This window comes from uncultured Aquimarina sp., from assembly GCF_947500065.1.
In the GTDB taxonomy this organism is placed as follows: Bacteria; Bacteroidota; Bacteroidia; order Flavobacteriales; family Flavobacteriaceae; genus Aquimarina.
Map to the genome: position 1 here is coordinate 40,685 of NZ_CANMQT010000001.1, position 16,473 is coordinate 57,157.

General features: G+C 31.8%; 17 protein-coding genes. 10 read left to right on the forward strand and 7 right to left on the reverse strand.

Features of this window, described 5'->3' with window-relative positions; genetic code table 11:
* Positions 1 to 155 precede the first annotated feature (155 nt).
* The 4 genes from Q0975_RS00225 to Q0975_RS00240 all read left to right on the forward strand — a co-directional run bounded on the left by Q0975_RS00225 (position 156) and on the right by Q0975_RS00240 (position 4,495).
* Positions 156 to 1,019, forward strand: coding sequence for a type II CAAX endopeptidase family protein (locus tag Q0975_RS00225; RefSeq protein ID WP_299431363.1), 864 nt, complete (start codon positions 156 to 158; stop codon positions 1,017 to 1,019).
* Complete coding sequence (locus Q0975_RS00230; protein ID WP_299431365.1) at positions 1,009 to 1,764, forward strand: hypothetical protein; 756 nt, start codon at positions 1,009 to 1,011, stop codon at positions 1,762 to 1,764. Before Q0975_RS00225 ends, Q0975_RS00230 begins: the two co-directional genes overlap by 11 nt.
* Positions 1,765 to 2,461: 697 nt before the next feature.
* Positions 2,462 to 2,788: a DUF6678 family protein gene (locus tag Q0975_RS00235; protein ID WP_299431368.1), complete on the forward strand. Its 327-nt coding sequence runs from the start codon at positions 2,462 to 2,464 to the stop codon at positions 2,786 to 2,788.
* Positions 2,789 to 3,022: 234 nt separating this feature from the next.
* A complete protein-coding gene (locus Q0975_RS00240) occupies positions 3,023 to 4,495 on the forward strand; it encodes an amidohydrolase family protein (RefSeq protein WP_299431371.1) in 1,473 nt (490 codons plus the stop codon).
* Positions 4,496 to 4,909: 414 nt separating this feature from the next.
* Here Q0975_RS00240 and Q0975_RS00245 read toward each other — a convergent pair whose 3' ends face one another.
* Together Q0975_RS00245 and Q0975_RS00250 are read right to left on the reverse strand one after the other, a co-directional pair.
* Positions 4,910 to 5,332: a hypothetical protein gene (locus Q0975_RS00245; protein WP_299431375.1), complete on the reverse strand. Its 423-nt coding sequence runs from the start codon at positions 5,330 to 5,332 to the stop codon at positions 4,910 to 4,912.
* Positions 5,332 to 5,712 (reverse strand): hypothetical protein, encoded by a 381-nt coding sequence (locus Q0975_RS00250; RefSeq protein ID WP_299431378.1) that lies wholly within the window; start codon positions 5,710 to 5,712, stop codon positions 5,332 to 5,334. The genes Q0975_RS00245 and Q0975_RS00250 overlap by 1 nt, the downstream gene beginning before the upstream one ends.
* A 564-nt stretch (positions 5,713 to 6,276) precedes the next feature.
* Between Q0975_RS00250 and Q0975_RS00255 the strand changes: the two genes are divergently transcribed.
* Together Q0975_RS00255 and Q0975_RS00260 are read left to right on the forward strand one after the other, a co-directional pair.
* Positions 6,277 to 6,522 (forward strand): hypothetical protein, encoded by a 246-nt coding sequence (locus Q0975_RS00255; protein WP_299431381.1) that lies wholly within the window; start codon positions 6,277 to 6,279, stop codon positions 6,520 to 6,522.
* Positions 6,523 to 6,526: 4 nt separating this feature from the next.
* Positions 6,527 to 6,883 carry a hypothetical protein gene (locus Q0975_RS00260; RefSeq protein WP_299431384.1) on the forward strand — a complete coding sequence of 119 codons (357 nt, stop codon included), beginning with the start codon at positions 6,527 to 6,529 and terminating at the stop codon, positions 6,881 to 6,883.
* Between the two features lie 177 nt (positions 6,884 to 7,060).
* Here Q0975_RS00260 and Q0975_RS00265 read toward each other — a convergent pair whose 3' ends face one another.
* Complete coding sequence (locus Q0975_RS00265; RefSeq protein ID WP_366887956.1) at positions 7,061 to 7,330, reverse strand: CocE/NonD family hydrolase C-terminal non-catalytic domain-containing protein; 270 nt, start codon at positions 7,328 to 7,330, stop codon at positions 7,061 to 7,063.
* A gap of 260 nt (positions 7,331 to 7,590) precedes the next feature.
* On the opposite strand from Q0975_RS00265, the gene Q0975_RS00270 reads away from it, so the two are divergent.
* The gene (locus Q0975_RS00270; protein WP_299431387.1) at positions 7,591 to 9,066 is read left to right on the forward strand and encodes a T9SS type A sorting domain-containing protein; all 1,476 of its coding nucleotides are present in this window, start codon (positions 7,591 to 7,593) and stop codon (positions 9,064 to 9,066) included.
* A gap of 124 nt (positions 9,067 to 9,190) precedes the next feature.
* Complete coding sequence (locus tag Q0975_RS00275; protein ID WP_299431390.1) at positions 9,191 to 9,397, forward strand: hypothetical protein; 207 nt, start codon at positions 9,191 to 9,193, stop codon at positions 9,395 to 9,397.
* Positions 9,398 to 9,877: 480 nt separating this feature from the next.
* Here the strand turns inward: Q0975_RS00275 and Q0975_RS00280 are convergent, their stop codons facing one another.
* Positions 9,878 to 11,704, reverse strand: coding sequence for a Xaa-Pro dipeptidyl-peptidase (locus tag Q0975_RS00280; protein ID WP_299431392.1), 1,827 nt, complete (start codon positions 11,702 to 11,704; stop codon positions 9,878 to 9,880).
* Between the two features lie 387 nt (positions 11,705 to 12,091).
* Positions 12,092 to 13,198 carry a hypothetical protein gene (locus Q0975_RS00285; RefSeq protein WP_299431395.1) on the reverse strand — a complete coding sequence of 369 codons (1,107 nt, stop codon included), beginning with the start codon at positions 13,196 to 13,198 and terminating at the stop codon, positions 12,092 to 12,094.
* Between the two features lie 472 nt (positions 13,199 to 13,670).
* On the opposite strand from Q0975_RS00285, the gene Q0975_RS00290 reads away from it, so the two are divergent.
* Both Q0975_RS00290 and Q0975_RS00295 read left to right on the forward strand, forming a co-directional pair.
* On the forward strand, positions 13,671 to 13,877 hold the full coding sequence (locus Q0975_RS00290) for a hypothetical protein (RefSeq protein ID WP_299431398.1): 207 nt from the start codon (positions 13,671 to 13,673) through the stop codon (positions 13,875 to 13,877).
* Positions 13,878 to 14,744: 867 nt separating this feature from the next.
* Positions 14,745 to 15,176 carry a hypothetical protein gene (locus tag Q0975_RS00295; RefSeq protein WP_299431401.1) on the forward strand — a complete coding sequence of 144 codons (432 nt, stop codon included), beginning with the start codon at positions 14,745 to 14,747 and terminating at the stop codon, positions 15,174 to 15,176.
* 22 nt (positions 15,177 to 15,198) lie between these two features.
* Here the strand turns inward: Q0975_RS00295 and Q0975_RS00300 are convergent, their stop codons facing one another.
* Both Q0975_RS00300 and Q0975_RS00305 read right to left on the reverse strand, forming a co-directional pair.
* Positions 15,199 to 15,528, reverse strand: a complete 330-nt coding sequence (locus Q0975_RS00300) for a hypothetical protein (RefSeq protein ID WP_299431404.1) — start codon at positions 15,526 to 15,528, stop codon at positions 15,199 to 15,201.
* A 142-nt stretch (positions 15,529 to 15,670) separates the two neighbouring features.
* Positions 15,671 to 16,462, reverse strand: coding sequence for a hypothetical protein (locus Q0975_RS00305; RefSeq protein WP_299431407.1), 792 nt, complete (start codon positions 16,460 to 16,462; stop codon positions 15,671 to 15,673).
* Positions 16,463 to 16,473 lie beyond the last annotated feature (11 nt).

Sequence of the window (16,473 nt, forward strand, 5' to 3'; positions counted from 1 at the left end):
TGATATTTGAAAAATCCTTAGACGGAATACAGAAGTTATAATTGGGATAAACAAAAATTAAAGTATTAGTCTTATTTTAAAATGCTTAAGTGCTTTAAAATTAAAAATGGTTACAAAGTATTAAGGACTCCTACTATAAGTAAAAAAGAGTGTTGATGATAAAATTAGAAAAAAGCGTTTGGTTATATATTGGTTTAGTATTTCTATTCACATATACTTTCCAGATTATTACTATTGTAAATGGTGGAGATGATTTTACTCTATCACGTCTTTTTATTGGACTGACTATGTTCTTTCCAGGAATTGGAGCCATTATCTATTTAACAAAAACTAAACAAGGATTTAAGTATATCAATTGGAATATTGGAAAATTCAAATTTATTGCCTTAAGCGTATTACTTCCATCTTTAATTACATTTTTTGGAATTATTATATTTGAAAATATAGGGTTAGCCTCAAACAACGTTTTTCTAATTGATGACAGTCAAGTTCATAGTATTGAAATCTTTCTTATATTGGATACAGACGAACAAAGTATTCCATTTTTCTTTCTTAATTTTTTAATCACCGGAATTGGTTCTTCATTAATCACTGGTTTTTTAACCATAGGTGAAGAAATAGGATGGAGAGGATTTCTTCAAAAAAAATTATTAGAGAAAAATAGTGTGTTTAAATCGCTTACATTCTTGGGGATTCTCTGGGGATTTTGGCATTTTCCTATAATTATTAATGGATTTAATTATCCTGAACATCCTATATTAGGAGCTTTTTTGATTTTTCCATTAACAACTGTTTTTATTTCATATTTCTTTGGCTGGTTGAGTATCAATTCAAAAAGTGTCTGGCCGGCTGTAATTGCACATGGCAGTCTAAATTCAGTAATGATTTTCTTGTTTGAAATGGATTTTGGTGATCAAAAACTTAAAGGCAATATTGCAATATTGGGGTTATGGATAATTATAGGTATGATATCCTTTTACCTAATAGCCTCTAAAAAAACATCAAAAAATGAAATATAAAGTTTATATATTCCTAATGACTATTTTACTTGTTTTTTGTGAAGTAAAAAGTCAAAATCGAATACAAATTAATATCCCAACTGCTGATTTTGAAACAGAATATGTCTGGAGAACCATTCAAGATATTAACTTCTTTGAAGACAATAATTATCAAATAAGCCTTCCAAAAGATCCATTAATCGAAGACTTAAAGATTAAAGCTAAAAAGGAAAAGCTAACAAATGAAGATTACAATAAATTAAAAACATTTATACGAGATAGTGTTTACGATGTCACTGACTATCAAAAAGGGTATGAAAAAATTAAAAACCAACTACCCCTAATTAATAATCTAGTGAATGAAATAAGTGAGTTAGATTATAAATGGAATTTTAAAGAATTTAGTGTTTATAATATAAATCTTACGCTTTATGGCCCAGGTGGTAGGTATGATTCTGATGAAGGTTCAATATTAATTTTTACTACATCCAAAGGGCAGTTTAAAAGTTATGACAATCCTGCAAATACAATTATTCATGAAATAATACATATCGGAATTGAATCGGCTATAATTAATAAATTTCAAGTTCCTCATCCTTTAAAAGAAAGAATAGTTGACACATTTGTATTGTTAAATTTCAAAGATGATTTACCAAATTATCGGATACAAAACATGGGAGAGTATAGAACAGATACTTATATTAAAACTAAAGCAGATTTAAAAAGTTTATATAGTATTGTCAAAAAAATAATGAAGTCTAAATGACAAGTAAAATTATATAATACAATGAAAAACTATTGTTCTCTATTCATTTTATCGTTATTATATTCTCAGTTAATGCACAAGATTTAACTAAAAAAGAAATCAATGAGATAACCAATAAAATACCTAAACTTATTTTGGAGAACTATGTATTGAGTGAAAAGAAGGTAGAAATTACCAGATAGCGCGGATTTAAGGTTGTAATCCGTGCGATAATCAGTAAAACAAAGACTGAACTCTTTTTACATATAGAGTTCAGCCTCTTTGTAAGTAGAAACAATCAGTTTACCCCCGCTCTTCGAAGTTTGCAACTTCGATGTGTTAAGGCTTATTAGTAATAGTATTTTATATTTATCTAATAAGATCAATAAAGCTAAAAATTTGATAACAATCTTAATCATATTAATTTTACTAGGAATTGTAATTGTCTGGTTTATTTGGTATCTAAACAAGAACCGATGTCCTAAATGCAAAGCAAGTTTTTTCTACTATAATTTAACAGAAACAAAAATACTAGGTTATGATCCAGACTATAAATTTGTAAGGATTGACCAACAAACTTACAATTGTTTAAAATGTAAACATCGCTGGAAAGAAATAACGAGGTATGATGAGAAGGATGGTTATTAGGATAAAAAAAAGGATGATATCCTTTAAGGGAACAAAACACACTATAGATAATTAAAAGTTCAAATAAAAGATGAATTTCACTGAATTATCAGCACTAATAGATGTGTTCTATGAAAAACCTTGGAAGTTTCGTATGAAACTTTTTAGTATGGACTATCCTACTAATTGGCAATCTGCTATATGGAGTCCAACGGATAATTATGTAGAGAGTCATAGTTGTTTAACTCAGTTTTCTGATTTAGAAAATATAGAAATAAATCCTATCGAGGACAGGTATATTGGAAGATTAGTTCCGAATAGAATTTATGATCATTCTCAAGAGATCTTTGATATACTTAAAGATCATACTGTCGAATATAAAATGCAACAAACCTTAATACTAATAAAAGTTCAATAAAACGATAGAATTAGGTAACTATATTTCGAATATTGAGAATAGATAGTTCTAATAATTATATAACTACGTTAGGAAACATTTGAACCAAGTCAAGTAACATTTCCCTGTTTTAAACGTCATCCTTCTATAACCAACTCTATAAACGTGAAAAAGAAGGCATTTAAATTTCTTAAAATCTTTTCTACAATATCTCTGTTACTAGTAGTAATTATAATAACTGCTATTTTGTGGCCAATGCCAAAATTAAAATCGCCTATAAAGCATGAGATAGTTTTCATAAAATCTATTACTGTTATTGATGTAGAATCTGGGAATCTTTTAGAAAATCGAGATATTCTCATAAAAAACAATAAAATTATTGCCATCGATACTACTGGCATATTAAAAGTAGACTCAAACGCTATAATTATTAATGGCAGTAATAAATATACAATGCCAGGTTTGTGGGATATGCATACACATTCAAATCAACATTCAGAATGGCTGCACCATCCACTTTACATAGCAAACGGTGTTACGGGTATTCGCGATATGTCAGGTCAACTTAATGAAAGAGATAGTTATTGGGCTGGCAGTAAAGAACGTTTACATTGGAATTCAGAATTGAATACTAATCAAAGAATAACTCCAAGATATGTTCTGCAAAGTAGTTACCAAATTGACGGTGCTTCTTCTGTTCCCGATAACTTTCCAGAATTTTTTAAGCTTGAGAAAGACGAACATGTTGATTCTATTTTAAGTTTTTATAAAAATGAAAAAGTAAATTTCATTAAAGTATATCAACAAATACAACCCGATATATATAGAAAGTTAGCTTTAGCTGCACCAAAACATGGATTGCACCTCGCGGGTCACAAACCAATGTTTATAAGCCTTGAAGAGGCGGTTGTATTGGGACAAAGAAGTTTTGAACACGAGCGTATTTTTATGTTTGAGTCTTTTCCTGAAGCAGATAGTTTGCGAAATCCCAAAAACTGGAAAGCATTCTTTTCGAAATCAAAAAAATCAATAGTTGAAGATTTTAATCCAAAAATTGCAATTAAACTAATGACGCTAATGAAAGAAAATAACGCGTATTGGACACCAACGCTTCAAACCCTCAAATTCGAGGCATATGCTCATAAACCCACTTTTACAGACAATCCCAACTTAAAATATGTCACCTCTATACGAAAAGACTTGTGGTGGGGAATTGATGTAAGAAATAATAAGAAAAAGAATTTATCAGAAGAAGGAAATGGATTGAGTACGAATTTTTACAATGCGGTAAAAAAACAGATTAAAATGGCCAATGATATCGGAGTCCCGATTATGACGGGAACAGATGTGACCGATTCCTATACTTTTGCAGGGTTTAGTATGCATGATGAATTAGAAGATTTAACAAAAAGCGGTTTGTCCAACCTTGAGGCTTTACAAAGTGCTACTATTGTTCCATCGAAGTTTATTGGAAAAGAGGAAGATTATGGAACAATCGAAAATGGTAAAATTGCAGATTTAATAATTTTAAATAAAAATCCTTTAGAAAATATTGCCAATTCTAGAACAATCGATGGTATTATTATGAATGGAATTTATTATAATTCAGATAAGTTAAATGAACTAAAAAAATTCACACAATCGATTTCGTCAAGTTTTCATATGAACGTTAAAGTCTTTTATAGTCTCATAAGTAGTCCTCTAGTTAGAGTACAGTTTGCGGATTAAAACGTTTGCAAACAATGGTAACCGTTGCACAACTTATTTCTTAATAAAATTTGATAAATTCAAAAAGAACATGATCACAAACCTAATGATTAACTAAAGTTCAATAAACCGATGTGCTATGAGATTATGGAAATTAACCTGTGTTAGAAGTTCGGGAAAGGCACCTGATAACTCGGGTTTTTAATCCGAGATTGATATCACGAATTCCATTAATTGGATTGCATTACTTTTTTTTTATAATCGAACAATATTACCTTGCTTTAAAATGCATTAGATAGAGGTTGTAAAATTAGAACCTGCTCTTCGAAGTTTGTAACTTCGAATTGTCAAGCGATTGCAATACTATTTTTAATTAAAGTGTGTAAATACTAGATGTAATAAAACTGTTGTTGTTTGTTAGTGGTCTATTCTTATTTACTTTTTATAACGATTTGGCAAGAACTTCTTTCCTATTATCAACTGTGAAATATGAATTAGAATAGCAGAAACAAGAATAAAGATGGATGTTTCTTGTAGGCCATTAGTGAGAAATAACAAAAAATCTGATCCTGTCGTGTAATAATTAATGAACACTCTTACATACAATACAATAAAACCAATAGCTGCAAACGTATAAACATGTTTAGCTGTATTTTTAAATATATAAACCATACCTGTATAGATCCAAAAACATCCAAATACATAAATAAGCCAAATAAAATCAAAATCCGATCCTCTTTTCACAAATGTCATGGGGTCTATTAACTCTACGATAAACTGATTGATATATGCAGCTAGAAGGATTACTACAAAATTAATAGCACAACTGATTAGATGAAATTTTAAGGTGTTACTCATTACAAATAAAAATAGGTGTTATTATCATTCTCTAACTCTCTAGATTCACTAAAACTTAAGGCGCTATCACATCGTATCGTACCATCTCCACTACTACCTCTTTGTCCTCTTCCAGCTCCAATAGAACAAAACCCATCATCGGAGAACACATGTTTAGTAATACTTGTTATGATTTCGACGTGCGATTTTCCAAAAACAACAATATCACCAGGTTCTACTTCTCTATAATTCGCTCTTTTTTTCAATGTAGATTGCTCATTAATTATTTGTCTTGGATCATAATAATGCCTGTTGACTGATGTAAAACTTCGTTTGCTGTAAGCATAGATTGCGTCTCCTACAAATACGTTACATAACCATATTTTATGAGATCCGGTCATACTCCAAAAAACACTATACAATCTACTATCCCAACTAGAATAGGCACTTTTTAAGCGTGCTAGATCATTCTTGTTTTTTTTAACATCACTAGCAGTATAATGGAAACCACCTAAGGTTGATAAGGTGCTTTTTTGAGAACTCGTTAAAGATTGCCAGTCGCTCCAGCTACTAAAATTAGAAGGTTTTTTAGTAGCTCCTGCTAATTTTGGGTTAGGAGAAAAAAACCAGTTCTGTTTTTTAATATGAAAATCTCAATAGGAGTTCATAACCATTCGGTTTTGACCTAATTTTATAGCTTCATTTTCTAAGCCCATATATTGTCTTTGAGTTCAATGGTTAAAAGATACTATCAATTTTACAGAACGTAAAAAATTAAGGGAAATTTTATTTTATTGTTCGGTCAGTTGTAGAACACTCACTAAGTAAATTAATTTTACAGTTAAATACCTAGCTCTTCGAAGTTTGTAACTTCGATGTGTTAAGTTATTAGTACTAATATTTTATATTTATCTAATAAGATCCATAAAGCTAAAAGGAAACAGTCATTAAAGTTCAATAAACCGGTGGGAAAATTTAAGATTAGAGGAATAGTTTTTGGTAGTTTGAAACCCAAAACAATAACTATTCATGTAGGATATGATTATGGAATGGCTGATAGCGGAGGACTCAAAGAGGTACATGTAAATATTGTGCCTGAAGACTGTAGAATTCCCAACTCTTATGTTTGGGTAACTTTAGATGATGGTTTGGTAATCAAGGTTGAAAAAATGAGTGTTCAAGAAACTAAGGAAAACTTAAAAATTCAATAGTCAGATGAAATTACGTGATAATCTAGGCTTTTCTATTTTTATAGGAATCGTTCTGATATTTGTTATTGGCTATCTATCTCAGCAACCGAAAGAGTATAGTCTAAAAAAGAATAGAAAACTGGTTCTTTCAGTCGTTACTAAGGTTTCTGATAAAGGTAAAGAATCAGGAAGCATTAAATATAAATTTATCTATAATGATAAAGTATACAAAAATTCTGATCCGTTAAATCCTGGTTGGCCTAGGCATGTTAGAAAAAGAAAACCAAATGTTGGTGAATATTATTATGCCGAATTTGATAGCTTAAAACCAAGCAATTCGAAAATCATAATTGGAGAATACCCTGTAAAACTAAAGGAATAGTTTTAGGTAGTTTGAAACCCAAAACAATAACTACTCATATTAGGATATGATTATGGAATAAATGATAGTAGAGAATTTAAAAAGGTACATGTACCTACTAAATGAAAAAGACTGAACTCTTTTTACATATAGAATTCAGTCTCTTTTTAAGTAGAAACAATCAGTTTACTAAAGCTTTTATTGTTTTGTTGCTTCTTTAAATGCTTTTACACCTCCAACAATAGGAATTGAAATAGATGTTGCATCCAGATCAATAGTAAGTTCAGTTCCTGGTTTCGGTAATAATGTGAATTTATTATCACTAGAAAAAATCATCACTCCAATTTGTTGTCCTTTTTTAATGATCTGATCGTCTGGCTGTAAATCAAAAGACATCTCATAGAACGCACCTGGTTTTAACGCTTCGCTTTGTGTTAATGATTTCGATAGCGTGGAAATGTTTTCCAAGAGGAATAATAATCTAAAAGTTCAATAAAACGATGAAAAAAGGTATGATAATAAGGTAACATTTCACTCCATTTAGATACTTACTAATAGAACCTTTACAATTTAAATTAAAATAAGCTTAAATATGGGAATGATTGGAAATATCATAAGAGTATCTGAAGACATTCATCTTTAAGCAATAGTTTCTCTAAAATAATGAAAAACAAAAAACTACTTCTAACCTAAAAGTTCAACAAAACGATAATTAAAAACAAAATATCATGAAAAGAAAACTACTATATATATTATTTTTTATAGTTACTACAGCACAGGCGCAGATTACAGAAATAGGAGAAACACTATATGGGACAAGAGGTGGTCAATGGTTTGGATTTTCTTTGAGTACTAGTTCTGATGGAAAACGAATCGTAGTAGGAAATCCTACCGAAAGGACTTCTGGGTTTGTCCAAGTTTTTGAAAAAGTATCGGGTGACTGGGTACAAGTAGGGGATGATATCCAAAGTATATTGGAGGATGAAATTAGTGATCTGGGATCTGGATTGTCCGTTAGCACCAATAGCAATGGTACTATTGTTGCTTTTGGAACTCCCAGCCGTCGGAATGAAGAAAATCTTTTTCGTGCAGGTCAAGTTAGAATCTACAAAGAACAAGCTGGAAATTGGATCAAAGTCGGCAATGATATCAATGGAGAAGCTGAAGAAGATTATTTAGGAAGCTCTATTAGTTTGAGCTCAGATGGTAATACTATTGCCATTGGTGTTCCCGAAAATGATGATAATGGAGTTAACAGTGGAAAAGTAATTATTTATAGAAATATAGAAGGCACATGGACTCAAATGGGTAATGATATTAATGGAAAGATAGCATATCAATTTCTTGGGCGATCGGTTCAACTAAGTGCAGATGGAACTACCTTAGTGGCAGGAGGACCTGGTTCGTTTAACCAAGATATCTTAGGCAAAGCATATGTGTATCAATATATCGAGGATGTTTGGAAGCAAATAGGTACTGATTTAGAAGGTACCTATACTGGAGCCGGATTTGGAACTTCTGTAAGTATTAATAATAATGGGACTATAGCGGCAGTCGGATCACCCTTTGGGAGTAGAGTATTGGTATATAAGTATGGCAATAACACTTGGGAATTAGTAGGAGATGTCATTAAAGTGGGATGGAATAATAGTTTTGGATTTGCTATCAGTCTTAATAATTCGGGTAATATGTTGGCTATTGGAGCACCATATGAGAACGGACCGCCAACTCAAATTGGAATGGTTCAAGTTTATGAAAAAAATGATGATTCCTGGATCCAAATTGGTGACGATATTTATGGAACCAGTGAGTACGACCAATTGGGGTCTGCAGTAAGTTTTAATGCCGATGGAGATGTTTTGGCAGTTGCAACACCTTATAGTAACGAAAATGGGGATAATTCTGGAGATGTACAGATATTTCAGGTAGAAGGTAATATTCTAAATGTCGATGAATACGCATCGATTTCGACATCCTTTCAAATTTTTCCTAATCCAACCAGTAATGAACTTAACATTTCGGTAGTTGACAAAGCGATAAAAAAGATTGAGCTGTATGATATAAAAAATAGTTTGATTCAGGAAATCACAACAAATACCACAACGAATGTATTGGATTTTTCATCACTTTATAGAGGTATTTATCTTCTTCGAATCACTCTTGATGATGGAACTGAGATTATTAAAAAAGTTGTAAAAAAATAGAGTGGAGATAGCAATGTTATTTTTGGATTAAGAATTAAAGCTTAATATCCAAATAAGTTGCCCAAGTATTGAAAATGGTAAAAAGTAAGATTATAATAAATAGAAGCTAAAGTTCAATAAACCGATGAAAAATTATAAAATTTTATTTGCTGTATCATTTGTTGCCATACTTGGTTCTTGCAAATCCGATGATGACAACAATTGCCCAGATATAATTGAAATAGTAACCGAAGAAGACCTAGAATTGGCTGAAAGATGTGGGTTAGATCCTGCTCCACCACTTGGAAAATATTGGGTATCTAAAAATTATAAAAGAACTAAAGTTCAATAAGCCGATTATATATTTTATGATTAACATTCAAAGCCGAAAAGAATATATTAATTTCCTCGAGGGTCTTTGAAAAGAGTATCAAGAGGATACGGAAAACAAGGGAAATCATAGTGTAAAATATTTTTTAGAAGCCATGATACGATACTCAGATGCTGTTCAATAATATTACAAGAACACAAATCAAGAGATTAATGCTGACGAAGCCAATGGAAAGTCTTTGCAGATATTATAAAGGGAGCTTCCATTTATGATGGAAGCTAAAGTTCAAATAAAACGATAGAAATAACTCTTAAAACAGAAACACAATGACAAAGCTGCAGTTATCAATTATACTTTTGTTCATTTCTGGACTTATGATCCCTATAGCACGGATTTAAGATTGCAATTCGTGCGATACTTAGTAAAAAGACTGAACCCTTTATTTACATATAGAATTCAGCCTCTTTCTAAGTAGAAACAATCAGTTTACTAAAGCTTTTATTATTTTGTTGCTTCTTTAAATGCTTTTACACCTCCAACAATAGGAATTGAAATAGATGTTGCATCCAGATCAATAGTAAGTTCAGTTCCTGGTTTCGGTAATAGTGTGAATTTATTATCACTAGAAAAAATCATCACTCCAATTTGTTGTCCTTTTTTAATGATCTGATCGTCTGGTTGTAAATCAAAAGACATCTCATAGAACGCACCTGGTTTTAAAGCTTCACTTTGTGTTAATGACTTATAATTTTGTGGATCAGCCCAACCACGAGTAATGATATTATCAGTAATTTTTTTTGTATTCTTTTTCCAGGGCAAAGAAACCATCCAAACTGAAAGATTAGCAGCAGGCTTACTACTAGCTAGTTTTATCTTTACTTTGGCAATTCCCGATATGTGGATATCTTGTGTTAGTTCTGGAGTTGTATAGAGCAAGCGATGGTTTGATGTCTTTAATATTGCTAATGAATCTCCTGAAAATGTATAATCATCAACTAATTTTTCTGTTCCTTGTTTAGTGGGTTTTGTAGCGCTTAACACACCTGCTGTTGATCCTCCAGTAGTAGGAAAAAGAACTACGTCTGATGCATCTGGATTAGGATACTCTTTATAGGAAGTAGGGTTCTCTCTAGCATCATTTTCGCGAACAATCCAGGCACGCGCATCTTTTTCCACACCATTTTCTACACCATGCAAGTATCTTGTAAACCACCTGTTCATCATCGTGATCGGTGGAGGACCTCCATGACCATTCTGATGATAATAAATCTGAGAAGGAATACCCATTTCCTTAGCTTTCTTATAAATTCTATAACTATGCTCTGGCATTACATTCCAATCATTGAATCCATGAGACATCAATAATGCGGCTTTCATAGGTTTCATATCGTTTAGGTAATCTCGGCCTGCCCAGAAATCATTATAATCTCCAGTAATTCTATCCATCCCATTTTTCATATCAGTATCTCGTACCGTCTTATTATTATAAGGGCGTTTAGACTCATCTCCACTATGAATAAAATCATACAACACATCGATGTCCTCGCCCAAATATCCTCCAGGAGAACGTACTAAACCATTAGATCTGTAATAATGATAATATGATGTATTTGGTGCAATAGGAATGATAGCCTCTAATCCTTTTACTCCAGTAGTTGCAGCAGCTAATGGAATAGTTCCGTTATAAGAAGTTCCTGTCATCCCAACTTTTCCTGTAGACCAGTACGCACTAACCGTCTCTGTTCCCACAGGATCTGTATATCCATCAATACGACCACATAACCAATCAATCACTGCTTTTGGAGCTAAAGATTCATTATCGCCTCCTACAGTGGGAGCTCCTTGTGATAATCCTGTACCTGGAGAAGATGAGTGTACTACAATATATCCTCTTGGAATCCATTTTTTTGTATGTGAATTAGAAATGATAGGTCTTTTACCGCTGCGTGTGACTTCTGCATGTGTTCTCGGCTTAGCTTGCGCTCCTATCTCATGTTTTACATCCCAAAACAATCCTTCTATATTAGGAGCGACTCCTGCAAAATAAGGACTAGAAACATAAATAACAGGTAGCTTCAACCCTTCTGTTTCTGTTTGATACGGACGTGTTACAGAGACATGCATTCGGTCTAGTTTTCCATCTCCATCTGTATCAAATTCTGTAGCTACCCATAGATCATGACGAATCCATTTATCTGGTGTATTGAAAGCTTCTACTATTTGTGCTTCGCCATCCTTAAATACGGGTAATGCCTTTTTCTGAGCGTTTATATGTGTTATTAGAAATAGAAATAATACTAAAAAATGCGTGTTAATTTTATGAGTCATTATTATGGTAGTTTATTAATCAAATTAGCTTAAAATCAGAAGGCTAGGATTACCGATAAAAACGGTAATATATCCACTGTGTCAAACAAATATAGAATAGAAATACGAATTATCTTATATTTCCAAAAGAGAAAGGAGAGATCTTTAGATTATTTTATAAGAACATGTGAATATACTATTACCTATTGATAATAATAGGTTTTAAAATTTTATAAAATAGATCCGCAAATACGAAACAATCAAAACTAACTTTCTGCTATTCAAAGTTTGTAACTTTGAAGTGTTAAATTAAATTATTCGTAATAGCAGAACTCTATATATAAAAAAACAGTTGCAAAATTATTTTGCAACTGTTTTTATTCGTTTTTTCCTTAACAGATACTTCAATTATTCCGCATAAATAGAAAAAATCTCATGCTCATAGTTTTGGGTAGACCAAGATGCAGGAACATTATTTGTCCATACAGTAGCAACATTCGGAGCGTTGCTATAAGTAGGGTTTCTAACCGTTCCTCCTGCGAAGACGATAAAGTTTTTCACATAAACTGAACTAGCATAAGCATTTCCATTGACATCCGTTGTCAAATTGGTTCCCACACCATTTTTCCACAACTTAGCTACTCTACCAGATCCTGTATACTCATAACCAGCCACGTGTACACCAAGCCCTGACACATATACAGATTTTGCTGATGCATTATAGGTTCCATTAGATAAATACGTAGGTACACCGTTTTTCCAAACTACTGCTTTTGTTCCTTCTTTTCCTGCGACATACACATCACCAGAACTAACAAAAATTGAATTAGCTGATGAATTATTGGTAATTCCACCCAAAGAAAATAGTGGACTTCCGTTCTTCCATACCTTATGATTAGGATTTGTTCCAGAAGCACTCATTTCGTAACCACAAGCATATACATCAGTATTATATTTAAAAACAGAGGTGATTCTAACCACATTGTTTGTTTCAACAGGTGTAAAAGTTTGCGTTGCTCCACCGATCTGCCATAATTTTGCATTACTACCATCATAACCTCCAACATATACATTATTACTATCATCCACAAAAACCGAGTTAGCAGATCCGCTATTAATACCATTTGTTAAACTATTGACCACACCATTTACCCACAGTTTAGCAACGTTTTTAGTGCCATTACTTTCGAATCCAGCTACATAAACATTATCAGCAGCATCAACAACAACAGAATTTCCTGCAGCTGCCTGCGTACCATCTGTTAAAGCTGTTGCTACACCGTTTACCCATACAGTAGCCGTTCTTTTTTGTAAAGGATTAGCCGACGACCAAATCCTTTCGAAACCAGCGGCATATGTAGTAGGTGGAAGGTAAGTATCTATTATGATGACTGGTCTTCTCTTTTCCATATCAGATTCCATTTCGGAAACAGTTTGATCTTCTAAACGATCCGCTGTACAAGAGAAAAGCAATCCTAACAATGTAATGGTAAATAATACTGTGATTTTGTTCATTTTTTGTTTTTTATAAATTAAATTATTTTGCTATTTACTATGGTGGTTACTCATTCCATTGTTTTGTTACCCAAGAAAAAAATATATTTTTTGGCATCTATTTTTAATGCTTCATTAAGCGCATATATTTTCTCTGAAACAATTTTGGATCTAGCTTGGTTGTTTTAAGAAACCTCTGATGGTTTGGCTTTAGGTTTCTCATCTTCGAAGTTTGTAATTTTCAAGTATTAATACTGTTTTATTAAAGTTAATGGATTATTTATCCTTGCATTGAAATTTTAATTTGCCTCGAAACACAATGTAATATCACTGAAAACAGTGAATAATATTTGAGATTTAATACTAATATTTGTGGAATACACACAGAGTTATATAGAAACAACTTGCATTTTCAGATAGGATATAATGCAAATATGTGATAGACTAACTCTCTTTTTTTACTTTGAATTATTAACTGTAAATATTAAATATTATGATCAAAAACATTTTAAACTTAAGGGGTGCCCAGAAAATCAACAGAACAGAACAAGAGTCTATTAAAGGAGGTTTTGGCCTTCCATCAACAGACGACTGTGGATGTGTGGTAGTTGGACGTTTCGGGTATCAGGAAATTATTGCAGTTTCTTGCAGTAGTACTTGTCCTGATGGATCAAATCCGATCCCAGGATTAGGTTTCTAGGAGTTTATCAAAGTAAACTACTAAGGGTGTCATATACTTGATCTATCCTTAGTAATTTGTAATAGATAGAGAGTTCATAAAAGTCACTTATATCTTTTAATATTTTTGATAAACGTGGTTTTTATGACTCTTCATTTTTAGTTTTAGACAATTACAAACTGTTATTTTTTTGATAGTAATAACGCGTAAAAACTGTTACGCTATTGATATTTTTTGATTCAGAATACAATTCAAACAAAAAAACATCAAATTCATCCTAGTCTCAAATATTTTTTAAAGTGTCAATTGCAAAATTGATACATCCATTTACTATGGATCTAACGGTTTTCGGTGATAATCATTTACAATTTCTTACAACCACAAAATAACCAAAGCCTTAGCCTCTTTGATCAATAAACTATCTTCGCTATCGTTACATAAGCAGTTTATAATCGATAACACTTGAACTCCTTCCAGAATTCTGATAAAATACAATTTCCCTCAAATGATTCCACCTATTTGTAAACCAGGATTACCCACGCTCTCTGGTCCTGAAATAAGGTCATGAAACTTACTTTTTTTCCAAAACATGTAAAACAAAAAACAAATACTTTTTGATTTTTAGGGTGATTCTAGTATACATAAACTCTATTATGGAAAAATATTATTCCTCAATAGTTAATTTTGTTTAAACATTTTTAGAAAATATTAAACATTTTGTATCTTTATATAAAATTAGAAGATGTGGAACTTATTGAAAAAGCTTTAGGGTTTGAAAGTAAAAAGATGAGTTATATGACTAACAGAGGGAAAGAGAAAATAGAAAAACATCTTAACGGAGTATCAACAGTATAGTTGCTACTATTTCTACATCAAGAATTCGCAATCATGATATTAGACACTACATATTCAAATAAAAAAAATAAAGAACTAATCAATGATCTGGTTGGAAAACCTTTCTCATTAATCCGTTCAATTAAGATGCATGGTATCGGTTCTAAACGTATGATTATAGAAAATGTAAGTCCCAACCTAAAAAATATTTTAAATACCGTTTCAGATGTAAATTATGGTAGTATTGAATTAAGACCTATTGGAATTTTAATCGCTATCACCAAAGGGTTGCAAAATTTCACCTGGGTAATTCCATACTATCAGTTTTACCTTTACCAAACAAATGGTATTAGTATCCATGCACAAGGTAAGTTTGTTCATTTCAGAAATAATCGTACACATCAAGAAAATGCTTCTTTTTTTAAGAAACTGACACGATTAAAAACTGAGTACGACCAAAGGTTTCCACATGTGGATTCTATTTAAAATTTCATCTCAAATCAAATAGCTAATGACTATTTATATTTTCTTGATTTTGACTTCTAAGTGATAATGCAAATTGCATGAGATCAAGATCAGCGTGTGCCGCGTAATTACTACTTAAACAACCTTTGATCCCGTCATCACAGGCAATTAAGAATAGAATAGAAGTGTCACTCGGATCGCTCAATCCTTTATGTCTACAATATTCTACCAGAATACATTCTTCTATAGCATATCTTTTTTTAGTTTTCCGATCATAAATTCTATTGTCTTTGAATAGAAAATCAACAGTGAACCCCTGATTCTTTGCATTCTGGATATCTTCCAGAAATGTTTTATGCGGTGATAATATCATAGTATTTTGTTTTTTGATTCGTATTTCTAAATTCTCAGTAATTCTTCGGTTTTGATTTTAATACCCGCTTTAAATTTGAATAAAATCAAAATTTTCATGACATAAAACGAGCATTAAGGATTGAGGTAACTAAATTGTATCACTATCTAAAGATGATCGAAGCACAGGTTTCGGCATTCATTTTTTGAATAAGTAATTGAACCACTTGTTTTGGCGTTTTTACAACTCCCAATTCTTCCTTATTCAGAATCAGCTTATTAGTATTGTTTTCCCAAACAAAGATTTTTCCACCAGATTTTACAACTCTGTTTTCTTCATTAGATGTTATTCGGAAGGCTTCAAATTTATGATCATATTTAACGCCCGCAGGATAATATAACTCTGTTACAAATTGGGTACTCCCTTTCTCAAAAATATGGCAAACACAATCTCCAATATCTTTTAGTTCAGAAACCCGAACCATATTATTCTGAATGATTTTCCACTGTCCTTTTTGTTTTACAGCAACAATATTCATAAGAATAGTGCCTTTTTCTGCTATTTTATCGTCTATAATAGATTCAAAATCCAGTAATGCAGAAACGGTTCCTGCAGTTTCTTTTTGAGTACTATATAAAATTTTGTTTATTTTCATCTTAAGGCTATAATTACCATCCTGGACGATATCATTAAGTTGAAATCTAATGTTCTCCTTTGTATAATTTTTCTTGACAATAGCTCCAGACAATTTTACATAGGTCGTGTTTCCAGAATATTGTTCGCTATAAAGTGCTAATACTTTGGGTACCGCATTGTCTTTCTCTATAGAATTCATAAGTTTTATATAAGACTCCATGATTTCGATAACAGGATCAATCTTTTCTATTTTATTTGCAGATGCAGTTGCGTATAAAAAAGTAATCATACAGCATAGTAGTACATAAGATTTTTTCATAATTCAGGATA